The organism is Enterobacter sp. NFIX59 (genome assembly GCF_900113755.1).
GTDB lineage: Bacteria > Pseudomonadota > Gammaproteobacteria > Enterobacterales > Enterobacteriaceae > Enterobacter > Enterobacter pseudoroggenkampii.
In genome coordinates, this window is sequence record NZ_FOQN01000001.1 from 1090024 (window position 1) to 1116365 (window position 26342).

Consider the following 26342-nt stretch of genomic DNA (forward strand, 5'->3'; position numbering starts at 1 on the left):
TTACCTTATGTAAAGAAGTTTAAAGATAACGCAGCCCTAAGCACAAGTTAAGTTTAAAAAAAAAGCGGCGCCAGGGCGCCGCTTCGGGTCAGAAGATACTTCAGGAAGCGTCGGCTGTGGTTTCTGGCAATGACTCTGGCGGCTGCGGCGCAAAGCCACGCAGCCCCACAACGTGAACGTGTTCGCTGTTCTGGAACACTTTACGCACCAGTTTGTAGGTAGTGCCTTTCTCGGGGCTGATGTTCTCCGGCGCCGCAATAATGAGCTGCATATCGAGACGTTCGCAAAGCTCGAACAGCGTGGCAATGGAGCGGGCATCAAGACGCGCCGCCTCATCCAGGAACAGCAGTCGGCATGGCGAGATGTCTTTGCCGCGCAGACGGCGCGCTTCATCTTCCCAGCTCTGGACAACCATCACCAGAATTGACATCCCGGTACCGATCGCTTCACCGGTAGAGAGCGCCCCGGATTCCGCACGCAGCCAGCCGTCTGAGCCACGGTTTACCTCTACCTCCATTTCCAGGTAGTTACGGTAATCCAGCAGCTCTTCACCGATGGTTTGCGGCGTACGCTGGCCCATATCAATCTGCGGATTCAGGCGCTGATACAGCTTAGCCAGCGCTTCGGAGAAGGTCAGACGGTTGCTGTTGAACAGATCCTGATGCTGCTCGTGCTGCTCAGACAGCACTTCCAGCAGCGTCGCGTGGGCTTCGCGCACGTTGACGTTGAGGCGCACGCTGTTCACCTGGCCAAACGACACGCTCTGCAGACCCTGGTTCAGCTGGCGGATACGGTTCTGCTCGCGCTGAATGGTTTTACGAATGATGTTCGCCACGCTGCGGGAGCTGATAGCCAGCTTCTGCTCGCGGGAGGTCAGCTCCTCCGTCAGGCGACCCAGTTCGATTTCCATCTGTTCGATAGCCTCGACCGGATCGTCGGTACGAATGATGTCCTGACGAATACGTTCGCGCAGGTGCTGGTAAACCGCCACGAAGAACTGGATTTTACGTTCCGGACGTTTAGGATCCTCCGACATACGCAGCACGTCGCGCAGGTGTTCGTTATCCGCCACCGCCAGACGCAGCGCACCCAACGCCTTATCCGACATGGAACGCAGCTCGTCGGCTGAGAGATATGCCAGTTCACGACGGTGCAGACGACGCTCAACGTTATTGTCTTTCACCATGCGCATCACCGCGCACCAGCCCGCCTTCGCGGTCACAACCTGCTCACGCATCTCAAAGTAGTCGCGCTCCAGCTTGCGCAGGCGACGGGTCAGGTTATCCATTTCCGCTTCGCAGAAGGTCAGCGCTTTTTCCAGCTGATTACGACGCGCGCGGTTATTGCTGAGCTGTGCATGCAGCTCGTCACGACGAATACGCGCGCGCTCTTCTGCCCCGCTGTCGGCACGAACGCCGATGTCCTGAAGCTCTTTCTGAAGATCGTTTAACAGCTCTTTCTTGGTGTCGAAGGAGCTTTTCAGCGAGGCCAGCACCTGGTTGTACTGGTTCAACTGAGCGGAGTGGCTGCGCATTGCTTCACGGGCGCGAGTACGTTCCGCTTCCGCCTGCTCAAGGCGTTGACGCAGTTTTTCGTTCAGGTCGCTGTTACCGCTCAGCATTTCAGCCGAATCGGAGTAGCCGAAGTGGGCGCGACGCTGCACCACCTCCGTCAGGGCAAACGCCTGCTGACGCGCCTCGCGCTGCACCTGCTGTGACCAGGCATAGTCTTCTTTTAACTGCTCGAACTGTTCCGGGTCGCTCTGCAGTACAGACACGACGGGCTCCAGCTTCGCCAGCTGATTGCCGTGCTGCTGAACGAAACGCGCGGCTTCCTGCGCTTCATCCAGACGCTCCTGGATCTCATCCACACGGTCAGCCAGCGTGTCATCCGCCAGCAGATTCAGGCGCGGCAGAATGCGGTTAAGGGCCGCGACGCCCTCTTTCGCCTGCTCGAACTGGACGCGGCTCTGCTGGTTGTCGCTTTCATGACTGGCAATGGCACGTTCCAGCTCGCCACGGCGGGTATTGAGCTTGCGAATTTCCGCTTCCGGGTCAGCTTCAAAGGCCACGGCCAGATGGCTGCCGATAAAGCGGCTGAACGCCTGATGCAGGCGCTGGGTTTTCTGCACGTCAAACGACAGCGTCGCGAAACGTTCAGACAGCGTTTCACGCTCGGCGTGCAGGCTTTCGATGCGGCTTTCGCGCGCGGCGCGGCCAAACAGCGGCAGCTCAGGGAAGCGGGAATAACGCCATTGACGATCGGCGATTTTCACCACCACCGCTTTTTCCAGCTCGTCGACGCTGAAGACGCTGTCATCGAACGACTGCGGATCTCCTTCGATCAGGTAGAGATCTTCCGGGCAATCTTCCAGGCCGGCAAGCTGCTCAGAAATCAGTGACAGATCCGGGACCACAATCGCGTTACGGGATGGACCGTACAGCGCGGAGAAGTACGGGGCATCGTCAAGGCCAACGTCGTCATAAATCTCGGACAGCAGCACGCCGCCAAAACGCTCGGCCAGGGCATTGAGGCGCGGGTCTTCCGCACCGCCCGGCTGACTTAAGCGTTCAATTTCTTCGTCGACTTCACGCTTGCGCGTGCCGACTTCGTCACGCTCAACAATGGCTTCGCGCTCGCGCTCCAGCAGCTGCTGCAGATATTCGGTCACGTCCTGGCTGGATTCGAACTGCTCGCCGCACTGTTCGCTGAGCTGATTCAGGCTGCTTTGAGCCGCCAGCCAGACCGGCGCTCGTTGCAAGAGCGTCTTCGAACGAGACTGAATCTGCTCCAGCTCCTGACGCAGCGTCATACGCTGTTCGCTGGCGTTTGATACGGTATCGGACAGGGCCGCAATACGCGCTTCCAGCTCCTGATGCAGGGCCTCAAGCTCGTCGAAATCGTAATTTTTTCCCTGACGCTTGCAGAATTCCGCCAGAAGACGCTCGGCCTCCTGCTGCTCGCGCAGGCGCTGTTCTAGCTCGTTCAGACGCATCCGCAGCGGCTGAACCTGCTCGGCCAGATGGCGCTGGTTCACACCGTCGCGCAGCAGTTCACGGGCAACGTCCCAGGCTTCGTTACGCGCCAGCGGACCGTTAATCGCCACAACCAGCTGATAAGCCTGCTCAAACTGGCTGTGCGCCGTTTGCGCGACGCTCATTTTCTGTTCGAGGGACAGCAGTTTCTCGGTGGCTTCCTGCTCTTTGGCCTGGAAGGTGTCCAGCCACTCGTCGGCGCTATCCGGCGTCAGGTCAGGCAGATGGCACAGCTCTTTCGCACGCTGTAATGCCTGCAATGCCTGGGTGTACTGAATCGCTCGCGTCTGCTGCACGTCAAGTGCCTGCTGGTAATCGGCAAGCTGGCTTTTCAGCTCATCCACTTCCAGCTCGGCCGCTTCGGCGCGGGCTTCGTTCTCTTCCTGCATGTCGGCGGCTTCGGCCACCACTTCATTTTGCTCTTCGAGACGAATTTGCAGCTCGTCGAGATCCGCTTCATAGCGCTCGATTTTTTCCTGCTGACGCAGCGCGGTCTGCACCAGGTTCAGGTGATCGCTGGCGGCCTGGTAATCGGCTTCCAGGTCGCCTTCGGCACCGTTGTGCTCGCCCAGCTCGCGCGCCATTTCGACGTGCTTGTACTGCTCGGCCACCAGCTGTTTACGGGAGGTAAAGAGCTCGCGGCGATATTCTAATGCCTGATCGAGATGCACGCGTCGCTCGTTGGCGTGACGCATGTAGTCCGCCGCCACGTAGTTGGTAGCTTCGCTGATCAGGTGTTTAAACAGGTCGCGGTCGGACTGGGTAACGCGAATCGCTTCCAGCGTCATGCGGTTTTCACGCAGCGCCGCTTCCATATCCTGGAAGGCCTTACGTACGCCGCTGTTTTCCGGCAGCAGGTAGTCGCGCAGGGAGCGGGTGATGGCGCTGGAGATACCGCCATAAAGGGACGCTTCGATCAGGCGATAGTATTTGCTACGGTCTGATGCCGAGCGCAGACGACGCGCCACCACGCCCAGATCAAACATCAGCGCATGGTAGTCGGTAATCGAGTTGAACTGTTTGAACTGCACGCCTTCGATAGCTTCGAGCTTATCTTTCAGCTCCTGCAACGTCAGCACACGCGCCTGACGTTCGTTCAGGGTTTCCGTCAGCAGCGCCGTCGGCTGCACGGACGTTGGCAGCCCCTGGATCGCAAACGGTTTGATATCCACTTTACGGTCGCGACCAGCGACCTGCTGCAGGCGCACGCCCACCACCACACGCTGATGACGGGAGTTAATGACGTCCAGAACCGAATAACAGACGCCGGCCTTCAGCTTCCCGTGCAAACCTTTATCACGGGAACCGCTTGTGGCCCCCGCTTCGGTGGTGTTACGGAAGTGAAGCAGCGTCAGGTCAGGGATCAGCGCCGTGACAAAGGCCGCCATGGTGGTGGATTTACCCGCTCCGTTACCGCCGGAGAGCGTCGTGACCAGCTCATCCAGATCGAACGTTCGGGCAAAGAAGCCGTTCCAGTTAATCAGCGTCAGTGAGCGAAATTTACCGCGTTCAATCATTACTCTTCCTCCCCGCTATCCGGCAGATTCTCTTCATGCTCATCATTGAGCTGCAAATGGTTTTCCACCGGCATCGCTTCACCGTCGCGGATCATGCGAAGCTGCGCTTCACGCGCGTCATCACCCGCACGCACGTCGGCGCCAAAGCGGAAGACAGATTCCGTGATGCGGAATTTGCTGCTGTCGTGGCCCATAAACCAGACCATCCCCAGACGACGCAGACGGTTCAGGGAAGAGCGAACCTTTTCCTGTAATTTCTGACGGTCAAGATCCGACCCCGTGGAGCGGTTGTTCACCAGCTTGAGCAGTTTGCTCTCATCTGCCAGCGTCAACAGCTCGTCGTAAAGTTCCTGCTGGGTGAAGATCCCTTCATTCGCCAGACGTTCCGGGCTGAGATAGAGGTAGCAAAGAATTTTGCCGACCATCATATCCAGCTCCGAGAGCACGGAACGCGGAATCAGCGTCGTGGAGCGTGGACGCAGGTAGAAAAACCCTTCCGGCGCGCGAATAAGCTCCACGTTGTAGCGTGCGTAAAACTCTTCCAGGTACTCCTGGAAGTCCATCAAAAAGGCGTGATTATCCAGCTCGTCTAAGCCAATGTGACGACCGGCACGCAGCTGGCTGTCCAGCGCCGGAAATAACGGATTCGCCAGCGCCTGTGCCAGCTTAACCGGCATCACTTGTTCAATATTTGTCAATGACATGCGCCTGTACCTTGGCTCCGTAATCGTTAATTGGCTGCCACTTCGGCGGCAGTCCGGTGAAATCTGCTTGCGCGACGCCCAGGCGCACCGCCTGGTCTACCACAATGCGGGCAACGTCGAAGTGGCGCGCGCGCGGATATTGCGCCAGATAGTCGCGCACCACGAGCCCAAGATCCAGCGGCACTTGTCTGGTTTTGTAGACAGCGAGCTGTTCTTCGATCATCGCCGCAAGCTGCTCGCGAATTTCGTTAAATTCTTCGTATTCCAGATCCGGTGGCAGTTCACCGGTCACCTCTTCATCGCGCAGCGCCATCTCTTCGTCGCGCATATCCAGCAGACGATCGGCATTGGCGTAGGTCAGCGCCCACGGCGCATCGAAATAGGTCTGCACCGACTGACGCAGACGCTGGGCAAAGACGCGGTTTTTATCCATATCAATCGCGGTACGGATAAATTTATGCACGTGTCGGTCGTAGCCGATCCACAGGTCGATCGACTGCTGGCCCCAGCTAATAATGCGGTCGAGTTTGCTCTGCAGATCGAATACCAGACGGTCGATAAAATGCAGATCGTCATGCGCCAGCGTCGCGTCCTGGATGCGCAGCAGGTTAGCCTGCAGCTTGTCCCCTGCGGCTTCCAGCGTATCCTGGAGTTCGCGCAGCGTGCCGGAGGTTTCTGACAGCAGAAGTTCACAGCTGGAGATAGCCGCTCGCCAGTCTTTATTCAGCAACTGCGCGATATCGTCTTTCACCTGCTGCTGCTGTTCGTCCATCAGGCGCTGGGTGAGATCGATACTGTCGAAGATTTCCGCCACCGAATATTTCAGCGGCGCGTAGACGTTACGGTGCCAGTGGAATTCGTCACCGTTTTCATCCGCCGCGTCGGCGGCGCGCTTAAGCTCACCCGCCACGATCGACAGCTGCATGGAAAGACGCAGCGTGGAAAATTCACGCTGGCGAATGTAGTAATCGGTGATGCCGATGCCCAGCGGCGTCAGGCGATAGATGGCGTTTCCTTCCGCCTGCTCGCTGGTAAAGCGGTTCAGCAGACGTTGACGCACCATATCGTTGATCGCGTTGTTGGCACGCACGCTAATGGTTTCGCTGGTTTGCTCAAACGCATCACTGACGTGGCGGAACGCATCCACCAGTTCACCCTCGCTCATTTCACCATCCAGCCGCTCGCCGTTCAGCGTGGCGACCGCCAGCAGGAAAGAGAGTCTGTCTACCGGCAGCGAGATGGAGAAATCGTTTTTCCTGGCCCAGGCAACCAGTTCGGGGACTGTCTGGGAAAATTCACTCATAGGTTATCCTTGCATCTGCGGCTTGTGCGCGGTGACGTGAATATAGCGGCCAAGGCTGACAAAAGGCTCCTGACGGCAATACCGCGTTTCCAATTCTGTTAAGGTGTCAAAACAGTCACGCTGTTTGTGTTTTTCACGCAGATAATCATGAAACACCCTGACGCCCGTCTTCCCGACAATCTGCCAGCCAATCGCTTCCAGCCAGCCATAAACCTGCTGTGGATCGCGCGGATAGTCCGGGGAAAGCGTGCGCTTTTTCTTTTTGGGCATCCCGACCTGAACATAGTCGAAGTTTCCCGCAACCATGTTGTGCATCAGGAAGCCGTTAGCATTGTAGAACATCAGCGACAGCGTGCCGCCCGGGCGCAACATCGACCACAGGGTTTGTAACACGCTTTGCGGATCGGCAACCCACTCCAGCACCGCATGAAACAATATCAGATCAACCTGGGTTTCCAAATGCTGCGCGATGTCCTGAGCGGCGCATTGTATAAAATGCATGTTGTCGCTCACACCTTTCTCTTCTGCCGCACGCGTCGCGCGGGCGACCATTTCAGCAGAAAGATCGCAAAGCGTGACGTGATGACCGCGCTCGGCCATTTTTATCGCCGTCTGCCCTTCACCGCCACCAGCGTCCAGCACGCGCAACGTTTGACCGCCAAAGGTAGCCAGAATGGTGTCCAGATCCTGCCAGAGGATCGTCTGACGGAGCTGCCCTTTCGTGGTGCCATAAATGTTGCGCGAAAACTTTTCCGCGATGTCATCAAAATTGCGATCCCGCATTGGGAGAGTTCCACTCGCTAACTGCAAAACCGCTATTTTGTCACACCCGCGCGGAGAATGAACCTCTCTGGTGTAATATCACCGGTAATCACCTGCTATATGGTCAAAAAAGGAACCAAAAAGGATGCTTTTTACCCTTAAGAAATACATTGGAGGGATGATGCTTCCCCTTCCGCTGCTGCTCATCATCATCGCGCTGGGGCTGGCGCTGGTGTGGTTCAGTCGCTTTCAGAAGAGTGGCAAAACGCTTATCACGCTCGGCTGGTTTATCCTGCTGCTGTTGAGCCTGCAACCGGTCGCGGATGGTTTGTTACGCCCCATCGAAAACAAGTACCCGACATGGCAGGGAAATCAGAGAGTGGCGTACATCGTGGTACTGGGAGGCGGATATACCTGGGATCCTGACTGGGCCCCCAGTTCAAACCTGATCAACAACAGCCTGCCACGGCTAAACGAAGGCATTCGCCTGTGGCTGGCGAATCCGGGATCAAAAATGATCTTCACCGGCGCGGCGGCCAAAACGAACCCGGTGAGTACGGCTGAAGCGGGCGCCAGAGTCGCGGAATCGCTCGGCGTACCGCGTTCCTCCATCATCACCCTGGACAGCCCAAAAGATACCGAAGAAGAGGCTGTCGCAGTGAAGCAGGCGATTGGCGATGTCCCGTTCTTGCTGGTGACCTCCGCCTCGCACCTGCCACGCGCGATGATTTTCTTTGAGAAGCAAGGCCTGCACCCGCTTCCCGCACCGGCAAACCAGATGGCTATCGACGCGCCGCTCAACCCGTGGGAACGGGCGATACCGTCCCCGGCGTGGCTGATGCATAGCGATCGCGTCGGTTATGAGACGCTCGGACGCCTCTGGCAGTGGCTGAAAGGATCGTCAGGCGAGCCAGGGCAGGAGTGATTTTGTTGCCAGATCGAAGTTTGCGCGATTAAAACGTCCGGTATTGACCAGTTGCGCAACTTCGTCCCAGAGCAGATAAAGCCAGCGCCGCCAGAGAAACGCTTCTGCAACGGGCGCGCGTTGAAGGTAATGCCACAGTAAACCTTCCGCCGCCCCGCTGTCGTTGAGCCTGAACAGCTCGTATTCGCGCGGAGCCCAGAGCATGATCCCCGGCCCCAGCATCGCCAGAAGCTGATCGCTGCGGGAGTCTTTGAGCATGCTGCGCAGGGTGAAATTACCGTGGATCAGCACGCAGTTGTCATTAAAACCGTCGAACAGCGCCGGTAAACACTCGCGGGTGCGAAACAGAATTCGCTTATCCTGCATGGTTAAACCGGTATTGTTGAACTGGTTAAGCGTCCCCCACAGAACCTCAACCCGCTGGCGATACCACAGCGGCCACAGGTTTTCCTGAGTGCTGTCGACCGGACCGACAAGTCCGCGGCTATCCTGACGGTGCCAGGCCAGCAGCGCCTCGACAATCTGGTCTTTTAACTGCTCCCAGCGCTCCGGCGTGCGCGCGGGCGCTTCAACGGGCACGCCGCGCAAGCGCTCAATCAGCAGCACGTCCGGGCCGGGATGTTCCTCATGGGTCATCACGCCGTACACCGTCGGCATACGGACGGTTCCCTCCCGCGCCAGCATCGACATTTTCCAGGCAAGCTGCCTGGCCACACCCGGTGAGGTGAAACTTCTGGCCATCAGCGGCATTGGGTTGCCCTGACTGTCATACAACGACCAAAGCGCGGTATCGACCTTTTCACTCACGCATTCGACACGGCTTAATTTCTCACCCAGCAGATGGCTAAGTTCGGCACGCAGCTGTTCCATATGAGATTACCCCCATTAAGACTACTGCTTTTATAATGAGCGTCCTGAAGGAAGATGTCACCCGGAAGAGATCAATTAGGGAAAAGAAAGGGAAATTAACGAGGAGAGGAACATCCCCCCGTCAGGAGGGATGCAGGCGGTATTAGCGCAACTCAGCGCGAACGCGCTCAAGATCTTCCGGCGTGTCAACGCCCGTACCAGGCACTTCGCTGGCAACGGCAACGTGAATTTTTTCGCCATACCAGAGCACGCGAAGCTGCTCCAGCATTTCGATATGCTCCAGCGGACTCGGCGCCCAGGTCACATATCGACGAATAAAACCGGCCCGATAGCCGTAGATCCCAATATGACGCAGGAAGGTATCACCGATGGTCTCTTTAGAGAGCGCAAAGCGATCGCGATCCCACGGGATCGTGGCGCGGGAGAAATAGAGCGCATAGCCTTCGGCATCCATGACCACCTTCACCGCATTCGGGTTGAACGCCTCTTCCGCATGGTGAACAGGCACCGCGAGCGTCGCCATACCGACCTGACGCTGCGCCAGGTTTTCTGCCACCTGACGGATAATCACCGCCGGGATCATCGGCTCGTCACCCTGCACGTTAACGATGACCGTATCATCACTGAAACCGCATTTCTCAACCACTTCCGCCAGACGTTCGGTCCCGGACTGGTGATCGGCGCGGGTCATGCATACCTCACCGCCTGCCGCCTCAACCGCACGGGCGACGTCGGGATGATCGGTAGCAACAATCACACGGTCGGCACCGGATTCCCTTGCACGCTCAAGGACATGCACAATCATTGGCTTGCCGTTGATATCTACCAGCGGTTTACCCGGCAGACGCGTAGACGCGTAGCGCGCAGGAATAATGACAACAAAACTCATGGTTTGCTCTCTTCTGCCACCAGGGAACGCGCTTCATTTTCCAGCAGTACCGGAATGCCGTCACGCAGCGGGAAAGCCAGGCTGTCCAGCTTGCAAATCAGCTCCTGTTTGTCCTGGCTGTAGTAGAGTTTGCCGTTGCATACCGGGCAGGCAATAATTTCAAGTAAACGGTGATCCATAGTTCCTCCGTATGGGTAATCGCTAAAGCTTAACACATTCCCTTTTCAGGGCGTGCCTGTTTCCCAGCCACTTCGACAGGATGTAAACAGTCCGTCGGGTACCCGGCCCAGCGTCACGTCGTCGGCACCCTGCCAGCGCGCGAATTCGCTAATGGCGGACGTTAACCCTTTTTCCAGGCTCGCCGTCACCCTGACGCCCTCTTGCAGATAAAGCGCAATGATTTCAAGCGTGCCGGTCTTGCGGTGCATTTTGGCGTCCATGCGCCCGACCAGCTGTCCCTTATGCAGCAGCGGTAAAACAAAGTAACCATACTGGCGCTTTGGGGCCGGGGTATAACATTCCAGCCGGTAGCTGAAATCAAAGAGCTGCTCGGCGCGTTTTCTGTCCCAGACAACCGGGTCGAAAGGCGACAATACCGCGCTGTGGGTTGCCTGAAGTTTCCCCTCCAGAGCCTGAGGCAATAACGGGAGGAGATCCGCATGCAGCCACATTTCGCCCAGCGTTTCCACGGTGACGGGGATGACGCGCTGTTCGCGTTGCCACATGTCCAGCAGCGGTTTTAGCGCGGGCTGACGCAGGCGATAATAATCTGCCAGCCACTGCGCGCGAAAAATCCCCAGGCTACGGGCGCTATTCTCCAGCATAATGGCCTCGGCCGCCTCCTGGGTAAGCAGGTCGCGCTCGTCGTCCCAGTGCGGCATCACGCGATGCGTCAGGTCGTAGACGCGCTGAAAATTACGCCGTTCAATCACCATGACTTTGCCAGAGGTAAACAGCCCTTCGAGATGACGTTTGTGCGGCTTCCACTCCCACCAGCCGCTTGTACCCTTGCGCGGGTGTTCAAAATCGGCGGAGCGTACGGGACCGTTTTCCTGAATATGCGCGATAAGCTGCTCAATTTCGGCCGCATGTTCCAGCATCCACGCCTGTCGGTATTTCCAGCCCATCTTTTCAGGGGCAAGCATACGGTGGCGAACCAGGGCAAAATCGCTGCGGGGCAGAAAGCAGGCTTCGTGCGCCCAGTACTCCATTAATTCCCCCTTGCTGAGCGCCTCATCCAGCCACTGAGAAGGATAACTCCCCAGGCGGCTAAACAGGACAAGGTAAGGGCTGCGGGCCACAATGTTAATGGTGTCGATTTGAAGTAGCGACATGCGCTGAACGGTCGAGAGAATATCGGCAGGCTGCGCGCGGCGGCGGGGCTTTTTGAGCAGCCCCTGCGCGGCAAGGTGTAAATGACGTGCAGCTGAAAGCGAGAGTTGCGGTAAAGACATGCGTTTTCCTGTCAGTCAAAGCGCCACCAGAACCGCGTAAGCCTTTACTGCACCAACGCAATCAGTTCCTTGAGCAATTGTTCCGGCTGCTCGCCGCTGAGTTCAGCGTCAACCGGCAGATACCACCAGTTATCTTTCGCAAAGGTACGGCATTTCACCGCATCTTTTTCGGTCATGATCAGCGCCTGTCCGGGTACGGTCAGGGCGTCTACCTGCCCTTCCACCAGCGCCTGATGGTCGGCCAGCGGAACGCGTTTTTCCAGCCGGGCACCACACTGTTCCAGCGTCGCGAAGAAGCGTGGCGGATGGCCAATCCCCGCCATCGCCACCAGTGAAGGCAGCTCCGCAACCGACCGACGTTCCCCCGTCACCAGGTTGATCGCCAGACCCGGCTGAAGGTACATCGGGATTTCACCCGTTTTCGCCTCCCCCCCGTTCACGATCACCGCATCAACGGACTTAAGACGCGAAGCGCGTTCGCGCATGGGCCCTGCAGGTAACCACCAGCCGTTACCAAAACGGCGAACGCCGTCGATGACCACAATCTCTTTATCACGCGCCAGGGCGTAATGCTGCAGGCCATCGTCAGTGATAATGATTTGCACCGCGTGTTCGGCAAGCAGTGCCTGAACGGCGTCGCTGCGCACCGGGGAGACCGCAACCGGTGCGCCGGTACGCTGGAAAATCAATACCGGTTCATCACCCGCTTCGGCGGTCGTGGTTTCCGCCGTCAGCAGCAGCGGATAACGCGCCGCTTTACCACCATATCCGCGCGATACCACCCCCGGGCGGATGCCGCGTTTTTGCAATTGCTCCACCAGCCAGATCACCACCGGCGTTTTACCGTTGCCACCCGCCGTAAGATTACCGACAACCACAACCGGAACCGGCGCGCGCCAGGCACGCTTCAGCCCCAGACGGTAAAGCAGACGGATTGTGCCGCTCACCAGGCCGTATAGCCAGGAGAGCGGCAAAAGCAGCAGCCACAGCGGGGATTCACCGGACCAGATGCGTGCAATCATTCGCCAAACTGCATCTTATGAAGCTGGGCGTAAACGCCGCGGTGTTCCAGCAAATCAGCATGGCTTCCGCGTTCAACAATGATGCCGTCCTCAACCACGACGATTTCGTCAGCCTGCTCGATAGTCGACAGGCGGTGCGCAATCACCAGCGAGGTACGGTTCTTTTGCAGTTCATCCAGTGCCGACTGAATAGCGCGTTCAGATTCCGTATCCAGCGCCGAAGTCGCTTCGTCCAGAATCAGAATCGGGCTGTCACGCAGCAGCGCACGCGCAATGGCGATACGCTGACGCTGACCACCGGAGAGCAGTACCCCATTCTCACCGATTATCGTATCCAGACCGTTATCCATCTTGTTGATAAAGTCCATTGCGTAGGCCATCCGCGCGGCGTTCTCAATCTGCTCGCGGCTGTACTCATCCGTGCGCGCATAGGCAATGTTGTTAGCCACGGTATCGTTGAACAGGTGCACGTTCTGGGAAACCAGCGCCACCTGATTACGCAGCGACTGCAGGGTATATTCCCGCAGGTCATGACCGTCTAACAGGATCTCACCTTCGTTAATATCGTAGAAACGGGTGATCAGGCTGGCAATGGTCGATTTACCCGAGCCGGAACGCCCCACCAGCGCCACAGTTTTACCCGCCGGAATGGACAGATTGATATTACGCAGCGCCGGCGTTTCACGACCAGGGTAGGCGAAGGTAACGTTGCGGAATTCGACATCGCCACGGGCGCGCTCAATTTCGCGTGTACCTTCGTCTTTTTCCTGCTCGGAATCCAGAATGCTGAACAACGTCTGGCAGGCGGCCATCCCGCGCTGGAACTGGGCGTTGACGTTCGTCAGTGATTTCAGCGGACGCATCAGGGCAATCATAGAGGAGAAGACCACTGTGATGGTACCCGCCGTCAGCGTCTCCATGACGCTCGGGAAGCTTGCTGCATACAGGACGAATGCCAGTGCCAGGGAGGCAATCAGCTGAATAATCGGATCTGAGATGGAAGAGGCCGAGACCATTTTCATCCCCTGCAGACGCATTTTATTGCTGACTTTGTCAAAGCGGTGGGTTTCGACTTCCTGACCGCCAAAAATCAGGACTTCTTTGTGTCCTTTCAGCATCTGTTCCGCGCTGGTCGTTACCTGTCCCATCGTATTCTGCATATTCTTACTGATATTGCGGAAGCGCTTTGAAACGACACGGATGGCAATAGAAACCACCGGCGCCAGCACGATAAGGATGATTGACAGCTGCCAGCTGTAATAGAACATCATTGCGAACAGGCCAATGATCGACGCGCCCTCACGCACGACGGTGATCAGTGCGCTTGATGACGAGGAGGCAACCTGCTCTGAGTCGTAGGTAATACGGGACAGCAGCGTCCCGGTAGACTGCTTATCGAAGAATGAGACCGGCATCCCCATCATGTGACTGAACAGGCGACGGCGCATGGTCATCACCACTTTCCCGGATACCCAGGAAATACAGTAGCTGGAGATATAGCTGGTGATGCCGCGCAAGATCATCAGTCCGATAACCACCAGAGGCATCCATAGCAACACTGAGCGATCCGTTTTACCAAAACCGTCGTCCAGTAACGGTTTGAGAAGCGATAGCATAAAAGTATCGCTGGCTGCGTTGAGGATTAACGCTACTCCCGCCACGATCAGGCCTGTTTTAAAGGGCGCAATCATCGGCCAGAGTCGGCGGAAGGTTTGCCACGTGGAGAGATCTTTGTCGTTATGCATTCAAAAAACCAGCATTCGTTGAAATAGCCGCATATTCTACCCGTTATCGACGGGCGCGCCAAACCACTGATGATACCAAACGGGTAAATATTGTTCTCGCAAGCGCCGGATTTGCCAGTGATGTTGCGAGAATGTCACCGATATTTGTCCAGAATGAGGAGTATCATGCCAGATATACCCCTCTTTTCGATAACGTCGGACAACTTTTGTCGACGGGAATCGCCATGCGTTATAGCGGGCTGCTGAATCCAGGGCGATCTGACCTTCTACCCGCTGGACCAGCGGCAATGAAGACGAAGTGTTGCTGCCATGATGAGGCACCTGGATTAGCGTGGACGTCAGATAACGCCAGTAATGGCTAAGCATAGCCTGTTCCGCTTGTGCTTCAATATCCCCTGTTAGCAGCACGCTCTGCTTGCCGTCGCCCACCTTTACCACGCAGGAACGGTTGTTTCCCTGAGCCGGGTAATTTTCAGGGGGCCAGTGGACGCTGAAGGTAAGTCCCTGCCATTGCCATCTCTGCCCGCGAAAACAGGGGCGATGTCCCGCCTGGCGCAAGGGGCTTCTTACCCACACGTCAGGCCACGTTTTTTGCAACGATGCGAGGCCTCCCGCATGGTCGAGGTGTTCATGACTGAGAATTACGCCTTCAGGCCGCAGGTGATGCCAGCGCAGCCAGGGAATAATTAACCGCTGCGCGCTATCCCCGCCCGGCCAGGCGAGTCCGGTATCATAAAGAATGGCTTTTCCCTGTCGTTCAATGACCATGGCCAGCCCCTGCCCCACGTCCAGCATATGCAGCGTCCAGCTCTCGCTTTTTGCCGTTCGCCAGAGAGGAAATGCCAGTAAGACGCTTCCTGCAAGACAAACGGCAGGAAGGGTTTTCCATGCGCGAAAACGCCAGGCAATGATGCTCAACCACGGCAGTAATGTCATGTATTGCCAGCGTTGGTCGACATTCTGCCAGCCGTCAGGCAGGCGCATGAGGAGCCAGAACAACCCCGCTAGTGACTTATCTGCTGCGAACCAGACGACGCTTTCCAGTGCCGCCAGCGGCAGCAGATGAAGCAGCATACCGAGCAGGATCAGCGGCACGGAGACAAACGTCACCAGGGGAACGGCGAAGAGATTCGCGACCAGGGAGGAGATACTGAAGCCATGGAAAATCAGGACCTGTAACGGCATGAGCAGCATCAGCATGCCGACCTGCAGATGGAGCAGATTCAGTAGTGGCCTTATAGGTCGAGCTCGTTGCCAGTCAGGAAGAGGAAGCCACTGAAACCAGAAAATGAGCGCGGCGACGGCAAATGCGGACAGGGCCAGACTCTGCGAAAGTACGGCTAGGGGATCGCTTATGAGGATCGCCGCGATACAGCACACCCATACCTGCCAGGGAGACCATTGACGGGCCGCGATCCGCAATATGGCAAGCACAGCAAGCGCGATGACCGTTCGTAGCGCAGGAGGTTGCAGACCGGTAAGCCAGGCGTAGAAAGCGGCAAAGCACAACCCGGCCAGGAGAGGCATCTGCCAGTGGACCCGGTGGCTGGGTAATAAAAACTGGAGCCCACGTGCGAGTAACCAGACGAGGGATGCTGCCAGCGCGATATGCAGACCCGAAATCGCCATCAAATGCAGCGTGCCGGTTTCACGCATCAGGTCTTTTATTTCCCGGGGCACATCCAGACGTTCCCCCATTCCCAGTCCGAGGATAACCGCCCCCCAGCGGTAAGCCGAAAGTCGGTTTTGCAGTGACATCAGGTATTGCGCTCGCAGGCTGCAGCGCCCATCGACGAGTTCAGCACGGGTGAAGCGCCCGCTTAGGGTTTGATGTTGGGCAAAAGCGCTGCGCTGAGAATCATATCCGCCGTCGTTCAGTTCGCCATGGGCAGGCCTGAGCCTGAGCGTCATGGTCCAGCGCTGACCGGCGCACGATTTCTGGGGCAGATAATTGCCATACAGCGTTACGCCGGTGGAGGCCCACCAGCGCTTGCCATCGACGCTGCGAATGTTTCCCTGATGCAGAGTGGCGCCGTCGGTCGCGGTGAGCTCTACCTCGGCCTGCACGGCCCCCGTTGTTAAATGCTGCATCGGCCAGACGCTCTCCTGTGCGGCCAGAATGCCCCACGCACAAAATAACAGCGTAATACCAGCATACTTCACTCGATGGTTTTGCCATGCAGCAATCACTATCCCGCCAGCCACCATGACCCACACGGTGTAAGGTGATGGCAGTTCAGGTAACCAGAGTAACGGAACTATCGCCAGAATGGCGCAGACGCTAAGCGCGGGAATTCCCATTGCTACCTCCCTGTTTCAGGGTGGCAGTATGCAAGCAGGTTGAGCGGGTCGTCAGGTGTGAAGGATGCGATTTACAGCAAGCGCAGCAAGGTATTTAACGGGTTGCAGAAAACGAAACGAAAAATGCGGGGCACCTTCAGAATGAAAGCGACAGAGACAAAAAAAGCACCCGCAGGTGCTTTCTTTCGAACCCAGTTTAACCGGCTGGCTAAACTCAGTTGCCGTAAATATTGGCGCGATCGCGCAGTTCTTTACCCGGCTTAAAGTGTGGAACGTACTTACCTTCCAGCTCGACTTTATCGCCAGTTTTCGGGTTACGCCCGGTACGTGGAGCACGATAGTGCAGAGAAAAACTACCGAAACCGCGGATTTCAATGCGCTCGCCCTGGGCAAGAGTGGAGGCCATATGCTCCAGCATCTCTTTTACGGCATCTTCCACTGCCTTGGCAGGGATATGCGGTTGCTGACTGGCAAGTCTTTCAATCAATTCTGACTTGGTCATGATTCCTCCGGTTCCTTTCAAACCAATTAGCTGAACAGCTCATTAAACAAGGGCGGCCGTAGCCGCCCTTTGTTATTGATTACAGGACGAATCCTGCAATCTGTCAAGTTTGCTCCTCATCCTTCGCGCTGTAAATGCGTTACAGCGCAACTGATGCTGAGAACCTGATATTACTCGCCTTTAGCTGCTTTGAAAGCTTCAGCCATTGCGTTGTTAGAGAAGTTTGCATCTTCCTGTTTGTTAACAGTTGCGATTGCATCTTTCTCATCAGCTTCGTCTTTAGCACGAACAGACAGGCTGATTGCACGGTTCTTACGGTCAACACCGGTGAACTTAGCTTCAACGTCGTCGCCTACGTTCAGAACCAGAGTGGCATCTTCAACGCGGTCACGTGAAGCTTCAGAAGCGCGCAGGTAACCTTCAACGCCGTCAGCCAGTTCTACGGTTGCGCCTTTAGCGTCAACTGCAGTCACTTTACCGTTTACGATTGCGCCTTTCTTGTTCAGTGCAACCCAGTTGTTGAACGGATCTTCTGCGAGCTGTTTAACGCCCAGGGAGATACGCTCACGCTCTGCGTCAACCTGCAGAACAACTGCAGCGATTTCGTCGCCTTTTTTGTATTCACGAACTGCTTCTTCGCCTGCAACGTTCCAGGAGATGTCAGACAGGTGAACCAGGCCATCGATGCCGCCGTCCAGGCCGATGAAGATACCGAAGTCAGTGATAGACTTGATTTTACCTTCAACACGGTCGCCCTTGTTGTGGGTTTCCGCGAACTGCTGCCATGGGTTGTTTTTGCACTGTTTCAGGCCCAGGGAGATACGACGACGTTCTTCGTCGATATCCAGAACCATCACTTCCACTACATCACCAACGTTAACAACTTTGGATGGGTGGATGTTTTTGTTGGTCCAGTCCATTTCGGAAACGTGCACCAGACCTTCAACGCCTTCTTCGATTTCAACGAAGCAGCCGTAGTCAGTCAGGTTGGTTACGCGACCAGTCAGTTTAGTACCTTCTGGGTAACGCTTAGCGATAGCTACCCATGGATCTTCGCCCAGCTGTTTCAGGCCGAGGGATACACGAGTACGCTCGCGGTCGAACTTCAGCACTTTAACAGTGATTTCGTCGCCCACGTTCACGATTTCGCTTGGGTGCTTAACGCGTTTCCACGCCATGTCGGTGATGTGCAGCAGGCCATCAACGCCGCCCAGGTCAACGAATGCGCCGTAGTCAGTGAGGTTCTTAACGATACCTTTGACTTCCATGCCTTCCTGCAGGTTTTCCAGCAGCTGATCGCGTTCTGCGCTGTTTTCGGATTCGATAACGGCACGACGGGAAACAACAACGTTGTTACGCTTCTGGTCCAGCTTGATTACTTTGAACTCAAGCTCTTTGCCTTCCAGGTGCAGAGTGTCACGAACTGGACGAACGTCTACCAGAGAACCTGGCAGGAACGCACGAATACCATTCAGCTCAACAGTGAAGCCACCTTTAACTTTGCCGTTGATAACACCGACCACAGTTTCAGCTTCTTCGTAAGCTTTTTCCAGCGTGATCCATGCTTCGTGACGTTTCGCTTTCTCACGAGAAAGCAGGGTTTCACCGAAGCCGTCTTCTACTGCGTCCAGAGCAACGTCAACTTCGTCGCCAACCTGGATTTCCAGCTCGCCCTGGGCGTTTTTGAACTGCTCTGCCGGAATGGCGGACTCAGATTTCAGACCGGCGTCAACCAGTACTACGTCTTTGTCGATAGCAACAACAACACCGCGAACGATGGAACCCGGGCGGGTTTCGATTTCTTTTAAGGATTCTTCAAACAGTTGAGCAAAAGATTCAGTCATGTTTAATCTTCAGGTTAATATTAACGTCCACCTGGCTCCGTGCCGGATGGGGTTGTTTCACATACCCGCCGTCAATCCATTGCAGCGGGGGTACTGCTAAATCGGTCGCGATTACGCGAGTGCCAGTTTTTGGCGCGCATATTGTAGCGCTTTTTCAATCACTTGCTCAATAGTTAAACTGGTTGAATCCAGAACTAATGCATCTTCTGCTGGAACAAGTGGGGCGACGGCGCGGTTACGATCGCGGTCATCGCGCTCTTTTATCTCGGATAAAAGGCGATCAAAGTTAACACTAAACCCCTTTTCCTGCAACTGAAGCATGCGGCGTTGCGCACGTTCTTCCGAAGAGGCGTCAAGGAAAATTTTCACAGGTGCATCAGGGAAGACCACGGTTCCCATATCACGTCCGTCCGCGATCAGACCCGGGGCTTCACGAAACGCGCGCTGACGACGCAACAGCGCCTCGCGAACGCGCGGGAAGGCCGCGACCTGCGAGGCCGCATTCGCCACTTCCTGAGTACGGATTTCCCCGCTCACGTCTTCCCCTTCAAGGATGACTTCCAGGTTGCCATCGGTTGACACGAAGCGCACATCCAGATGCGCAGCCAGCGGAACCAGCGCCTCTTCAGACGCGACATCCACGTGATGATGCAGCGCGGCCAGCGCCAGCACGCGATAGATTGCTCCCGAATCTAAAAGATGCCATTGCAATGCTTCCGCCATCGCTTTGCACAGAGTCCCTTTCCCTGCGCCACTCGGCCCATCAATGGTGATTACCGGGGCAATTGCCGTCATCTTTTTCTCCTTAAATAAGGCATACCGTTTACATGAACGCCGCGCATTATACGCGCCAACGTGCGCAACTGTTACCTTTGCGTGCAAATTACGGAATGATTGAAGCAGAGTGTAGAAGAAATGAGCGGAGGTGTTCGTAATGAAGCGTAAGCAAATGCCGCATCGAGTGATGCGGCAAGGCGTTATCAGGCCAGCGTGCTAATGCGTGCCAGCTGTTCAAAGTAGTCCGGGAAGGTTTTCGCGGTACATTTCGGGTCAAGGATCGTGACAGGCGTATCTGACAGCGCCACCAGCGAGAAGCACATCGCCATACGGTGATCGTTGTAGGTTCCGATTTCCGCAAACTGCAGTTTTGCAGGAGGCGTGACGCGAATGTAGTCTTCGCCCTCTTCCACCTCGGCACCGACTTTTCGCAGCTCTGTCGCCATCGCGAACAGGCGGTCCGTCTCTTTTACGCGCCAGTTGTAGATGTTACGCAGCGTGGTCGTGCCTTTGGCGAACAGTGCCGCCGTGGCAATGGTCATCGCCGCATCCGGGATATGGTTCATGTCCATGTCGATGGCGTTCAGCTCACCGTGGGTACAGGAGATAAAGTCATCGCCCCAGGTGACAATGGCGCCCATTTTTTCCAGCACGTCCGCAAAACGGATATCGCCCTGCACGCTGTTACGGCCAATACCGGTCACTTTTACCGTTCCGCCCTTAATCGCACCCGCGGCCAGGAAGTAGGACGCGGATGACGCATCCCCTTCAACCAGGTAGTTGCCCGGAGACTGGTACTGCTGTGCCCCGCGCACCACGAAGCGCTGATAAGACTGGTTTTCCACCTCAACGCCGAAAGTTTTCATCAGGTGCAGCGTGATATCAATATACGGTTTGGAGACCAGCTCGCCTTTAATCGTGATAACTGTATCCTGCGGGGCCAGCGGCGCGGTCATCAGCAGTGCCGTCAGGAACTGGCTGGAGACGCTGCCGTCAACCTCGACGTGACCGCCGGTAAAACCGCCGCGCAGACGCAGTGGCGGATAGTTTTCCTGCTCCAGATAGTCAATCTGCGCGCCGCCCTGACGCAGGGCATCCACCAGGTGACCAATCGGGCGCTCTTTCATGCGCGGCTCGCCGGTCAGCACAATATTGTTGCTTCCCAGGCACAGGGCCGCCGCCAGCGGGCGCATAGCGGTACCCGCGTTGCCCAGAAAAAGCTCAAGCTCTTCACCCGAGCGCAGCGCGCCGCCGTTGCCGGTCACTTCGCAGCGGGTACGATCGTCGGAGAGAGTGTAATGAACGCCCAACGCTTTCAGCGCATTGAGCATATGGCGCACGTCATCGCTGTCCAGCAGGTTTGTGAGGACGGTGGTGCCGTTTGCCAGAGCTGCCAGCAGCAGAGCGCGGTTCGAGACACTTTTTGAACCAGGCAGATTGATGGTGCCATCTACCCGCGCGATAGGTTGTAACGTCAGGGATTCCATGAAAACTAAACTCTCAACTCAACATAATAAAAACCCCGCAGGGGCGCTGCGGGGGTGAAAAACAGCAAATTAACCGTGACGACGTTCGAAGTCGATCATGAAATCCGTCAGGGCTTTAACGCCTTCCAGCGGCATCGCGTTATAGATGGAGGCGCGCATGCCGCCCACGACACGGTGACCTTTGAGCGCGTGCAGGCCTGCCGCGAAGGACTCTTCCAGGAACACTTTGTCCAGGTTGCTGTCCGCCAGCTGGAACGGTACGTTCATGCGGGAACGGTTAGCGTTCGCCACATCGTTGCGGTAGAAATCACTCTTGTCGATCACGCCATAAAGCAGTTCAGCTTTCTGCTGATTTACTTTGTCCATCTGCGCCACGCCGCCGTTTTGCTTCAGCCATTTGAAGACCAGGCCGGAGAGGTACCAGGCAAACGTCGGTGGGGTGTTGAACATAGAATCGTTGTCGTTCAGCACGGTGTAATCGAGAATCGACGGGCAGGATGTATGTGCTTTACCCAGCAGATCTTCACGCACGATAACAATCGTCAGGCCTGCAGGGCCGATATTTTTCTGTGCGCCCGCGTAGATCACGCCATAACGGCTGACGTCAATTGGGGCAGACAGAATGGTGGAGGAGAAGTCAGCGGCAACCACGACATCGCTGCCGAAGTCTGGCGTCTCGTCGATGGCAATCCCATCAATGGTTTCGTTCGGGCAGTAGTGCAGATACGCTGCATTATCAGAAAGCTGCCACTCGCGCATTGGCTTCACGGCGCGCAGACCGTCAACGGTCACTTTGGCGTCGATCACATTCGGCGTGCAGTATTTATGCGCTTCTTTAATGGCGCTTGCTGCCCAGTAACCCGCATCAACGTAGTCAGCCGTCGTTTTGTCACCGAGGATATTCAGCGGAATACCCGCAAACTGGCCGCGTCCACCGCCGTGACAGAACAATACTTTGTAGTTCGAGGGAATATTCAGCAGATCGCGAAAATCCTTTTCTGCCTCTTCTGCCACCTGAATAAACTCTTTACCCCGGTGGCTGATTTCCATCACCGACGTACCGAGACCGTTCCAGTCACAAAGTTCCTGTTGAGCCTGTTTAAGCACGTCTGCCGGCAACATTGCCGGACCTGAACTGAAATTAAAGACTTGAGCCATTTCCCCTCACCACGCTAAAAGCCATAAGTTATAACTGTGGATATCGGTTTTATCATTCAGTGACACGCGCCGCAATGTCTAAAACTTATGACCCGTGAAATGTGCCCCGCGTCACACAAAACAATCTGCCGCCTCGTTAAGACAAAACCGACAAAATGGCTGTCAGGTGATGCGTTTGGCCCGGCTAACCTTCGTCCATTCCGGATTTGCGCAGCGAGGGCATAATTGACGATCCCCCGGCTGCATCGCTACAACATGGCTACATCTTACGCAAGCATACTCGCCTGATTCAGGCACCGTTCTGAAACGCTCAATGAGCATATCCGGCAGGATACACAGCCCCGGCTTCACCTCGTCGTCAGAATAGTAATAAACGCTGATCTGCCCATTAGTTTCCATGATCGCCAGACGCACCTGCCCGAGCTGTTCCACGCTGTTCAGGCGTAGCTCCATAAAGAACTCAAACTCGGTCATATTGGCGCTTTGTACATTTTCCCAGGCCAGCTGTCCGTCCTCGACGATAACGACCGGCTTCCCTTCAAGCAGATCTTCCAGCTTTTCGCTTTTCGACATCAGCCACATGACAAGACGATAAAGTAGCGCCAGTGAGACAAAAACGATAAACACCGGCACCATCGGCACATCATCATAGAAGGCGACGTCCCCCGCCGCTGAACCCAGCGTCAGAATAATCAACACCTCAAAGAGCGACATCTGCCGTACGCCGCGACGGCCGGTGATTTTAAGAAACAGGAAGACAAGTACGAAGGTATACAGGCTGCGCAGCGCCACTTCGCCCAGAAATTCAGGAGGAACTTTATCAAACGCCATCCGCTGGAGATCAAATGCTTTCATTTTTCTATGCCTTAACAGTCAGTTACTGCCACTAAGCATAGTCCAGCCATTTATTTTCGCCGAAGATAGCACCCGTCACGCAAAACCCGTATCATTGCGCGCTTTACGTACGATAAAAGTGACCGCCATGACTCAAACGTTTATCCCCGGCAAAGACGCCGCCCTGGAAGATTCCATCGCTCGCTTCCAGCAGAAACTGACCGACCTGGGTTTTAACATCGAAGAAGCCTCCTGGCTCAATCCGGTGCCTCATGTCTGGTCCGTGCATATTCGCGACAAAGAGTGTGCCCTGTGCTTTACCAACGGTAAAGGCGCGACAAAAAAAGCGGCACTGGCCTCTGCGCTGGGTGAGTATTTTGAGCGTCTGTCCACCAACTATTTCTTCGCTGATTTCTGGCTGGGCGAGACCATCGCTAACGGCCCGTTCGTTCACTATCCAAATGAAAAATGGTTCCCGCTGACCGAAGATGACGAACTGCCGAAAGGTATTCTCGACGCTCGCCTGCGTGCCTTCTACGATCCAGACAACGAACTGACCGCCAGCATGCTGATCGATCTGCAGTCCGGTAACGAGGATCGCGGTATCTGCGCCCTGCCGTTTACCCGTCAGTCTGACGAGCAGACCGTTTATATCCCGATGAACATCGTCGGCAACCTGTATGTGTCCAACGGTATGTCCGCCGGTAACACCCGCAATGAAGCACGCGTGCAGGGTCTGTCTGAAGTCTTTGAGCGCCACATCAAAAACCGCATCATCGCTGAATCTATCAGCCTGCCTGAAATTCCGGCAGACGTGCTGGCACGCTACCCGGGCGTGGTGGAATCCATCGCCAAACTGGAAGCAGAAGGTTTCCCAATCTTTGCCTATGACGGCTCTCTGGGCGGTAAGTACCCGGTTATCTGCGTCGTGCTGTTTAACCCAACCAACGGCACCTGCTTCGCCTCTTTCGGCGCGCACCCGGACTTCGGCGTGGCGCTGGAGCGTACCGTTACCGAACTGCTGCAGGGCCGTAGCCTGAAAGATCTCGACGTGTTTACGCCGCCAACGTTTGACGACGAAGAAGTGGCCGAGCATACCAACCTCGAAACCCACTTCATCGATTCCAGCGGCTTAATTTCCTGGGATATGTTCAAGCAGGACGCCGACTATCCGTTCGTGGACTGGAGCTTTGCCGGAACCACGGAAGAAGAGTTCGCCACGCTGATGGCGATCTTCAACTCGGAAGATCAGGAAGTGTATATTGCCGATTACGAGCATCTTGGCGTCTACGCGTGCCGCATTATTGTTCCGGGCATGTCCGACATCTACCCTGCTGAAGATCTGTGGCTGGCGAATAACAGCATGGGTGCACACCTGCGCGAAACGCTGCTGGCACTGCCGGGCAGCGAATGGGAGAAAGAAGATTATCTGAACCTGATCGCCCAGCTGGACGAAGAAGGCCACGATGACTTCACCCGCGTACGCGAACTGCTGGGTCTGGCGACCGGTAAAGACAACGGCTGGTATACCCTGCGTATCGGTGAGCTGAAAGCAATGCTGGCCCTGGCGGGTGGCGATTTGGATCAGGCTCTGGCCTGGACCGAGTGGACCATGGAATTCAACCAGTCGGTCTTCTCTGCCGAGCGCACCAACTATTACCGCTGCCTGCAAACCCTGCTGCTGCTTGCACAGGAAGAGGATCGCGAACCGCTGCAATACCTGAATGCTTTCGTGCGTATGTACGGTGCTGAAGCCGTAGAAGCAGCCAGCGCGGCCCTGAGCGGCGAAGCGCCGTTCTATGGCCTGCAGGCTGTTGATAGCGATCTGAAAGCCTTCCCGGCGCATCAGTCGCTGCTGAAGGCCTACGAAAAGCTGCAGAAAGCAAAAGCCGCTTACTGGTCAAAATAAGCGCACATAACATTACCAGCAGTAGGCGTATTCAATCGTCTGGGCTATATTACGGGGCAATTTCATTGCCCCGTTTTTTATTTTCTTCGGCAATGATTGTTGATTGTAATAATAAAGTTAAATACGGGTAAATATAATAATATTGATCTGGGCTTTACTGTTACTTTTTATGGTTAATACTCCATATTAATTAACTGCTTCAGAGGTGGCTGAACGAAAAAATTCAACTCTTTTCATAACTTTTAAAATTTATTTTTATACGGATAATCAAACACTTACTCCGCATTTGTCGTAAAACCATACACACTGCGGGCCTATAAGCCAGGCGAGATATGATCTATATCAATTTCTCTTCTATAATGCTTTGTTAGTATCTCGTCGCCGACTTAATAAAGAGAGAGTTAGTGTGAAAGCTGACAACCCTTTTGATCTTTTACTCCCCGCTGCAATGGCTAAAGTTGCCGAAGAAGCGGGTGTCTATAAAGCAACGAAACACCCGATGAAGACGTTCTATCTGGCGATCACGGCTGGTGTGTTCATCTCTATCGCTTTCGTCTTCTACATCACCGCCACCACCGGTACAGCCGGAATGCCTTTCGGCATGGCCAAACTGATTGGCGGCATTTGCTTCTCACTGGGTCTGATTCTCTGCGTCATCTGCGGCGCCGACCTCTTCACCTCAACGGTGCTGATTGTCGTGGCCAAGGCCAGCGGAAGAATTACCTGGGGTCAGCTGGCACGTAACTGGCTTAACGTCTACGTGGGTAACCTGGTTGGCTGTCTGCTCTTTGTTTTGTTGATGTGGCTTTCTGGCGAGTACATGACCGCCAACGGTGGCTGGGGCCTTAACGTCCTGCAAACCGCCGACCACAAAATGCACCACACATTTATCGAAGCCGTTGCTCTCGGCATCCTCGCTAACCTGATGGTCTGCCTGGCTGTATGGATGAGCTACTCGGGTCGTAGCCTGATGGACAAAGCCTTAATTATGGTTCTGCCGGTTGCGATGTTCGTTGCCAGCGGCTTTGAGCACAGTATCGCGAATATGTTCATGATCCCAATGGGCATTGTTATCCGCGACTTTGCGAGCCCGGAGTTCTGGACCGCAGTTGGTTCATCCCCGGAAAGTTTCTCTCACCTGACTATTATGAATTTCATTACTGATAACCTGATCCCTGTCACTATCGGGAACATTATCGGTGGGGGTCTGTTAGTTGGGTTGACATACTGGGTCATTTACCTGCGTGGCGACGATCATCATTGATGGTTTTCTCAGGCAGTAAATAAAAAATCCACTTAAGAAG

The 26342-nt window shown here is 55.6% G+C and carries 20 protein-coding genes; 3 read left to right on the plus strand and 17 right to left on the minus strand.

The annotated features are described in order from the left end of the window. Positions 1–100: 100 nt before the first annotated feature. The 4 genes from mukB to cmoM are packed head-to-tail and all read right to left on the minus strand — an operon-like array spanning position 101 to position 7342. A complete protein-coding gene (gene mukB, locus BM007_RS05380; protein ID WP_090417521.1) occupies positions 101–4552 on the minus strand; it encodes a chromosome partition protein MukB in 4452 nt (1483 codons plus the stop codon). Then, on the minus strand, positions 4552–5256 hold the full coding sequence (gene mukE, locus BM007_RS05385) for a chromosome partition protein MukE (RefSeq protein ID WP_008499954.1): 705 nt from the start codon (positions 5254–5256) through the stop codon (positions 4552–4554). Before mukE ends, mukB begins: the two co-directional genes overlap by 1 nt. Then, a complete protein-coding gene (gene mukF / locus BM007_RS05390; RefSeq protein ID WP_024907787.1) occupies positions 5237–6559 on the minus strand; it encodes a chromosome partition protein MukF in 1323 nt (440 codons plus the stop codon). The genes mukE and mukF overlap by 20 nt, the downstream gene beginning before the upstream one ends. Before the next feature lie 3 nt (positions 6560–6562). Next, positions 6563–7342 (minus strand): tRNA uridine 5-oxyacetic acid(34) methyltransferase CmoM, encoded by a 780-nt coding sequence (cmoM, locus tag BM007_RS05395; RefSeq protein WP_032649174.1) that lies wholly within the window; start codon positions 7340–7342, stop codon positions 6563–6565. Between the two features lie 124 nt (positions 7343–7466). On the opposite strand from cmoM, the gene elyC reads away from it, so the two are divergent. Beyond that, positions 7467–8246, plus strand: coding sequence for an envelope biogenesis factor ElyC (gene elyC, locus BM007_RS05405; RefSeq protein WP_090417523.1), 780 nt, complete (start codon positions 7467–7469; stop codon positions 8244–8246). Here elyC and BM007_RS05410 read toward each other — a convergent pair. The 13 genes from BM007_RS05410 to BM007_RS05470 all read right to left on the minus strand — a co-directional run bounded on the left by BM007_RS05410 (position 8223) and on the right by BM007_RS05470 (position 23150). Continuing rightward, a complete protein-coding gene (locus tag BM007_RS05410) occupies positions 8223–9116 on the minus strand; it encodes a YcbJ family phosphotransferase (RefSeq protein ID WP_090417525.1) in 894 nt (297 codons plus the stop codon). The genes elyC and BM007_RS05410 overlap by 24 nt on opposite strands. Before the next feature lie 142 nt (positions 9117–9258). After that, positions 9259–10005 (minus strand): 3-deoxy-manno-octulosonate cytidylyltransferase, encoded by a 747-nt coding sequence (gene kdsB / locus BM007_RS05415; protein WP_090417527.1) that lies wholly within the window; start codon positions 10003–10005, stop codon positions 9259–9261. Further along, positions 10002–10184: a protein YcaR gene (gene ycaR / locus BM007_RS05420; RefSeq protein WP_006174474.1), complete on the minus strand. Its 183-nt coding sequence runs from the start codon at positions 10182–10184 to the stop codon at positions 10002–10004. Before ycaR ends, kdsB begins: the two co-directional genes overlap by 4 nt. A 45-nt stretch (positions 10185–10229) precedes the next feature. Continuing rightward, positions 10230–11459: a winged helix-turn-helix domain-containing protein gene (locus BM007_RS05425; RefSeq protein WP_090417529.1), complete on the minus strand. Its 1230-nt coding sequence runs from the start codon at positions 11457–11459 to the stop codon at positions 10230–10232. A gap of 44 nt (positions 11460–11503) precedes the next feature. Beyond that, a complete protein-coding gene (gene lpxK / locus BM007_RS05430) occupies positions 11504–12481 on the minus strand; it encodes a tetraacyldisaccharide 4'-kinase (protein ID WP_024907791.1) in 978 nt (325 codons plus the stop codon). Continuing rightward, positions 12478–14226 carry a lipid A ABC transporter ATP-binding protein/permease MsbA gene (gene msbA / locus BM007_RS05435; RefSeq protein WP_024907792.1) on the minus strand — a complete coding sequence of 583 codons (1749 nt, stop codon included), beginning with the start codon at positions 14224–14226 and terminating at the stop codon, positions 12478–12480. Before msbA ends, lpxK begins: the two co-directional genes overlap by 4 nt. A gap of 36 nt (positions 14227–14262) precedes the next feature. Further along, positions 14263–16527 carry a ComEC family protein gene (locus BM007_RS05440; protein WP_090417531.1) on the minus strand — a complete coding sequence of 755 codons (2265 nt, stop codon included), beginning with the start codon at positions 16525–16527 and terminating at the stop codon, positions 14263–14265. 214 nt (positions 16528–16741) lie between these two features. After that, on the minus strand, positions 16742–17029 hold the full coding sequence (gene ihfB / locus BM007_RS05445; RefSeq protein WP_008499965.1) for an integration host factor subunit beta: 288 nt from the start codon (positions 17027–17029) through the stop codon (positions 16742–16744). A 170-nt stretch (positions 17030–17199) separates the two neighbouring features. Continuing rightward, on the minus strand, positions 17200–18873 hold the full coding sequence (gene rpsA, locus BM007_RS05450; protein WP_008499966.1) for a 30S ribosomal protein S1: 1674 nt from the start codon (positions 18871–18873) through the stop codon (positions 17200–17202). Positions 18874–18984: 111 nt separating this feature from the next. Continuing rightward, positions 18985–19668: a (d)CMP kinase gene (cmk, locus tag BM007_RS05455; RefSeq protein ID WP_024907794.1), complete on the minus strand. Its 684-nt coding sequence runs from the start codon at positions 19666–19668 to the stop codon at positions 18985–18987. A gap of 185 nt (positions 19669–19853) precedes the next feature. Beyond that, positions 19854–21137 (minus strand): 3-phosphoshikimate 1-carboxyvinyltransferase, encoded by a 1284-nt coding sequence (aroA, locus tag BM007_RS05460; protein ID WP_024907795.1) that lies wholly within the window; start codon positions 21135–21137, stop codon positions 19854–19856. A 69-nt stretch (positions 21138–21206) separates the two neighbouring features. After that, on the minus strand, positions 21207–22295 hold the full coding sequence (gene serC / locus BM007_RS05465; RefSeq protein WP_024907796.1) for a 3-phosphoserine/phosphohydroxythreonine transaminase: 1089 nt from the start codon (positions 22293–22295) through the stop codon (positions 21207–21209). Positions 22296–22457: 162 nt separating this feature from the next. Next, positions 22458–23150, minus strand: a complete 693-nt coding sequence (locus BM007_RS05470; protein ID WP_023310994.1) for a DUF421 domain-containing protein — start codon at positions 23148–23150, stop codon at positions 22458–22460. 127 nt (positions 23151–23277) lie between these two features. Here BM007_RS05470 and ycaO point away from each other — a divergent pair, with 127 nt between their 5' ends. After that, complete coding sequence (ycaO, locus tag BM007_RS05475; protein ID WP_090417532.1) at positions 23278–25038, plus strand: 30S ribosomal protein S12 methylthiotransferase accessory factor YcaO; 1761 nt, start codon at positions 23278–23280, stop codon at positions 25036–25038. Between the two features lie 406 nt (positions 25039–25444). Then, positions 25445–26302 carry a formate transporter FocA gene (gene focA, locus BM007_RS05480; protein WP_008499974.1) on the plus strand — a complete coding sequence of 286 codons (858 nt, stop codon included), beginning with the start codon at positions 25445–25447 and terminating at the stop codon, positions 26300–26302. The last annotated feature ends 40 nt before the right edge of the window (positions 26303–26342 follow it).

Bases quoted from the DNA above. Each gene is read 5' to 3' on its own strand.
- mukB (WP_090417521.1), bottom strand. From the start codon at position 4,552: ATGATTGAACGCGGTAAATTTCGCTCACTGACGCTGATTAACTGGAAC.
- mukE (WP_008499954.1), bottom strand. From the start codon at position 5,256: ATGTCATTGACAAATATTGAACAAGTGATGCCGGTTAAGCTGGCACAG.
- mukF (WP_024907787.1), bottom strand. From the start codon at position 6,559: ATGAGTGAATTTTCCCAGACAGTCCCCGAACTGGTTGCCTGGGCCAGG.
- cmoM (WP_032649174.1), bottom strand. From the start codon at position 7,342: ATGCGGGATCGCAATTTTGATGACATCGCGGAAAAGTTTTCGCGCAAC.
- elyC (WP_090417523.1), top strand. From the start codon at position 7,467: ATGCTTTTTACCCTTAAGAAATACATTGGAGGGATGATGCTTCCCCTT.
- BM007_RS05410 (WP_090417525.1), bottom strand. From the start codon at position 9,116: ATGGAACAGCTGCGTGCCGAACTTAGCCATCTGCTGGGTGAGAAATTA.
- kdsB (WP_090417527.1), bottom strand. From the start codon at position 10,005: ATGAGTTTTGTTGTCATTATTCCTGCGCGCTACGCGTCTACGCGTCTG.
- ycaR (WP_006174474.1), bottom strand. From the start codon at position 10,184: ATGGATCACCGTTTACTTGAAATTATTGCCTGCCCGGTATGCAACGGC.
- BM007_RS05425 (WP_090417529.1), bottom strand. From the start codon at position 11,459: ATGTCTTTACCGCAACTCTCGCTTTCAGCTGCACGTCATTTACACCTT.
- lpxK (WP_024907791.1), bottom strand. From the start codon at position 12,481: ATGATTGCACGCATCTGGTCCGGTGAATCCCCGCTGTGGCTGCTGCTT.
- msbA (WP_024907792.1), bottom strand. From the start codon at position 14,226: ATGCATAACGACAAAGATCTCTCCACGTGGCAAACCTTCCGCCGACTC.
- BM007_RS05440 (WP_090417531.1), bottom strand. From the start codon at position 16,527: ATGGGAATTCCCGCGCTTAGCGTCTGCGCCATTCTGGCGATAGTTCCG.
- ihfB (WP_008499965.1), bottom strand. From the start codon at position 17,029: ATGACCAAGTCAGAATTGATTGAAAGACTTGCCAGTCAGCAACCGCAT.
- rpsA (WP_008499966.1), bottom strand. From the start codon at position 18,873: ATGACTGAATCTTTTGCTCAACTGTTTGAAGAATCCTTAAAAGAAATC.
- cmk (WP_024907794.1), bottom strand. From the start codon at position 19,668: ATGACGGCAATTGCCCCGGTAATCACCATTGATGGGCCGAGTGGCGCA.
- aroA (WP_024907795.1), bottom strand. From the start codon at position 21,137: ATGGAATCCCTGACGTTACAACCTATCGCGCGGGTAGATGGCACCATC.
- serC (WP_024907796.1), bottom strand. From the start codon at position 22,295: ATGGCTCAAGTCTTTAATTTCAGTTCAGGTCCGGCAATGTTGCCGGCA.
- BM007_RS05470 (WP_023310994.1), bottom strand. From the start codon at position 23,150: ATGAAAGCATTTGATCTCCAGCGGATGGCGTTTGATAAAGTTCCTCCT.
- ycaO (WP_090417532.1), top strand. From the start codon at position 23,278: ATGACTCAAACGTTTATCCCCGGCAAAGACGCCGCCCTGGAAGATTCC.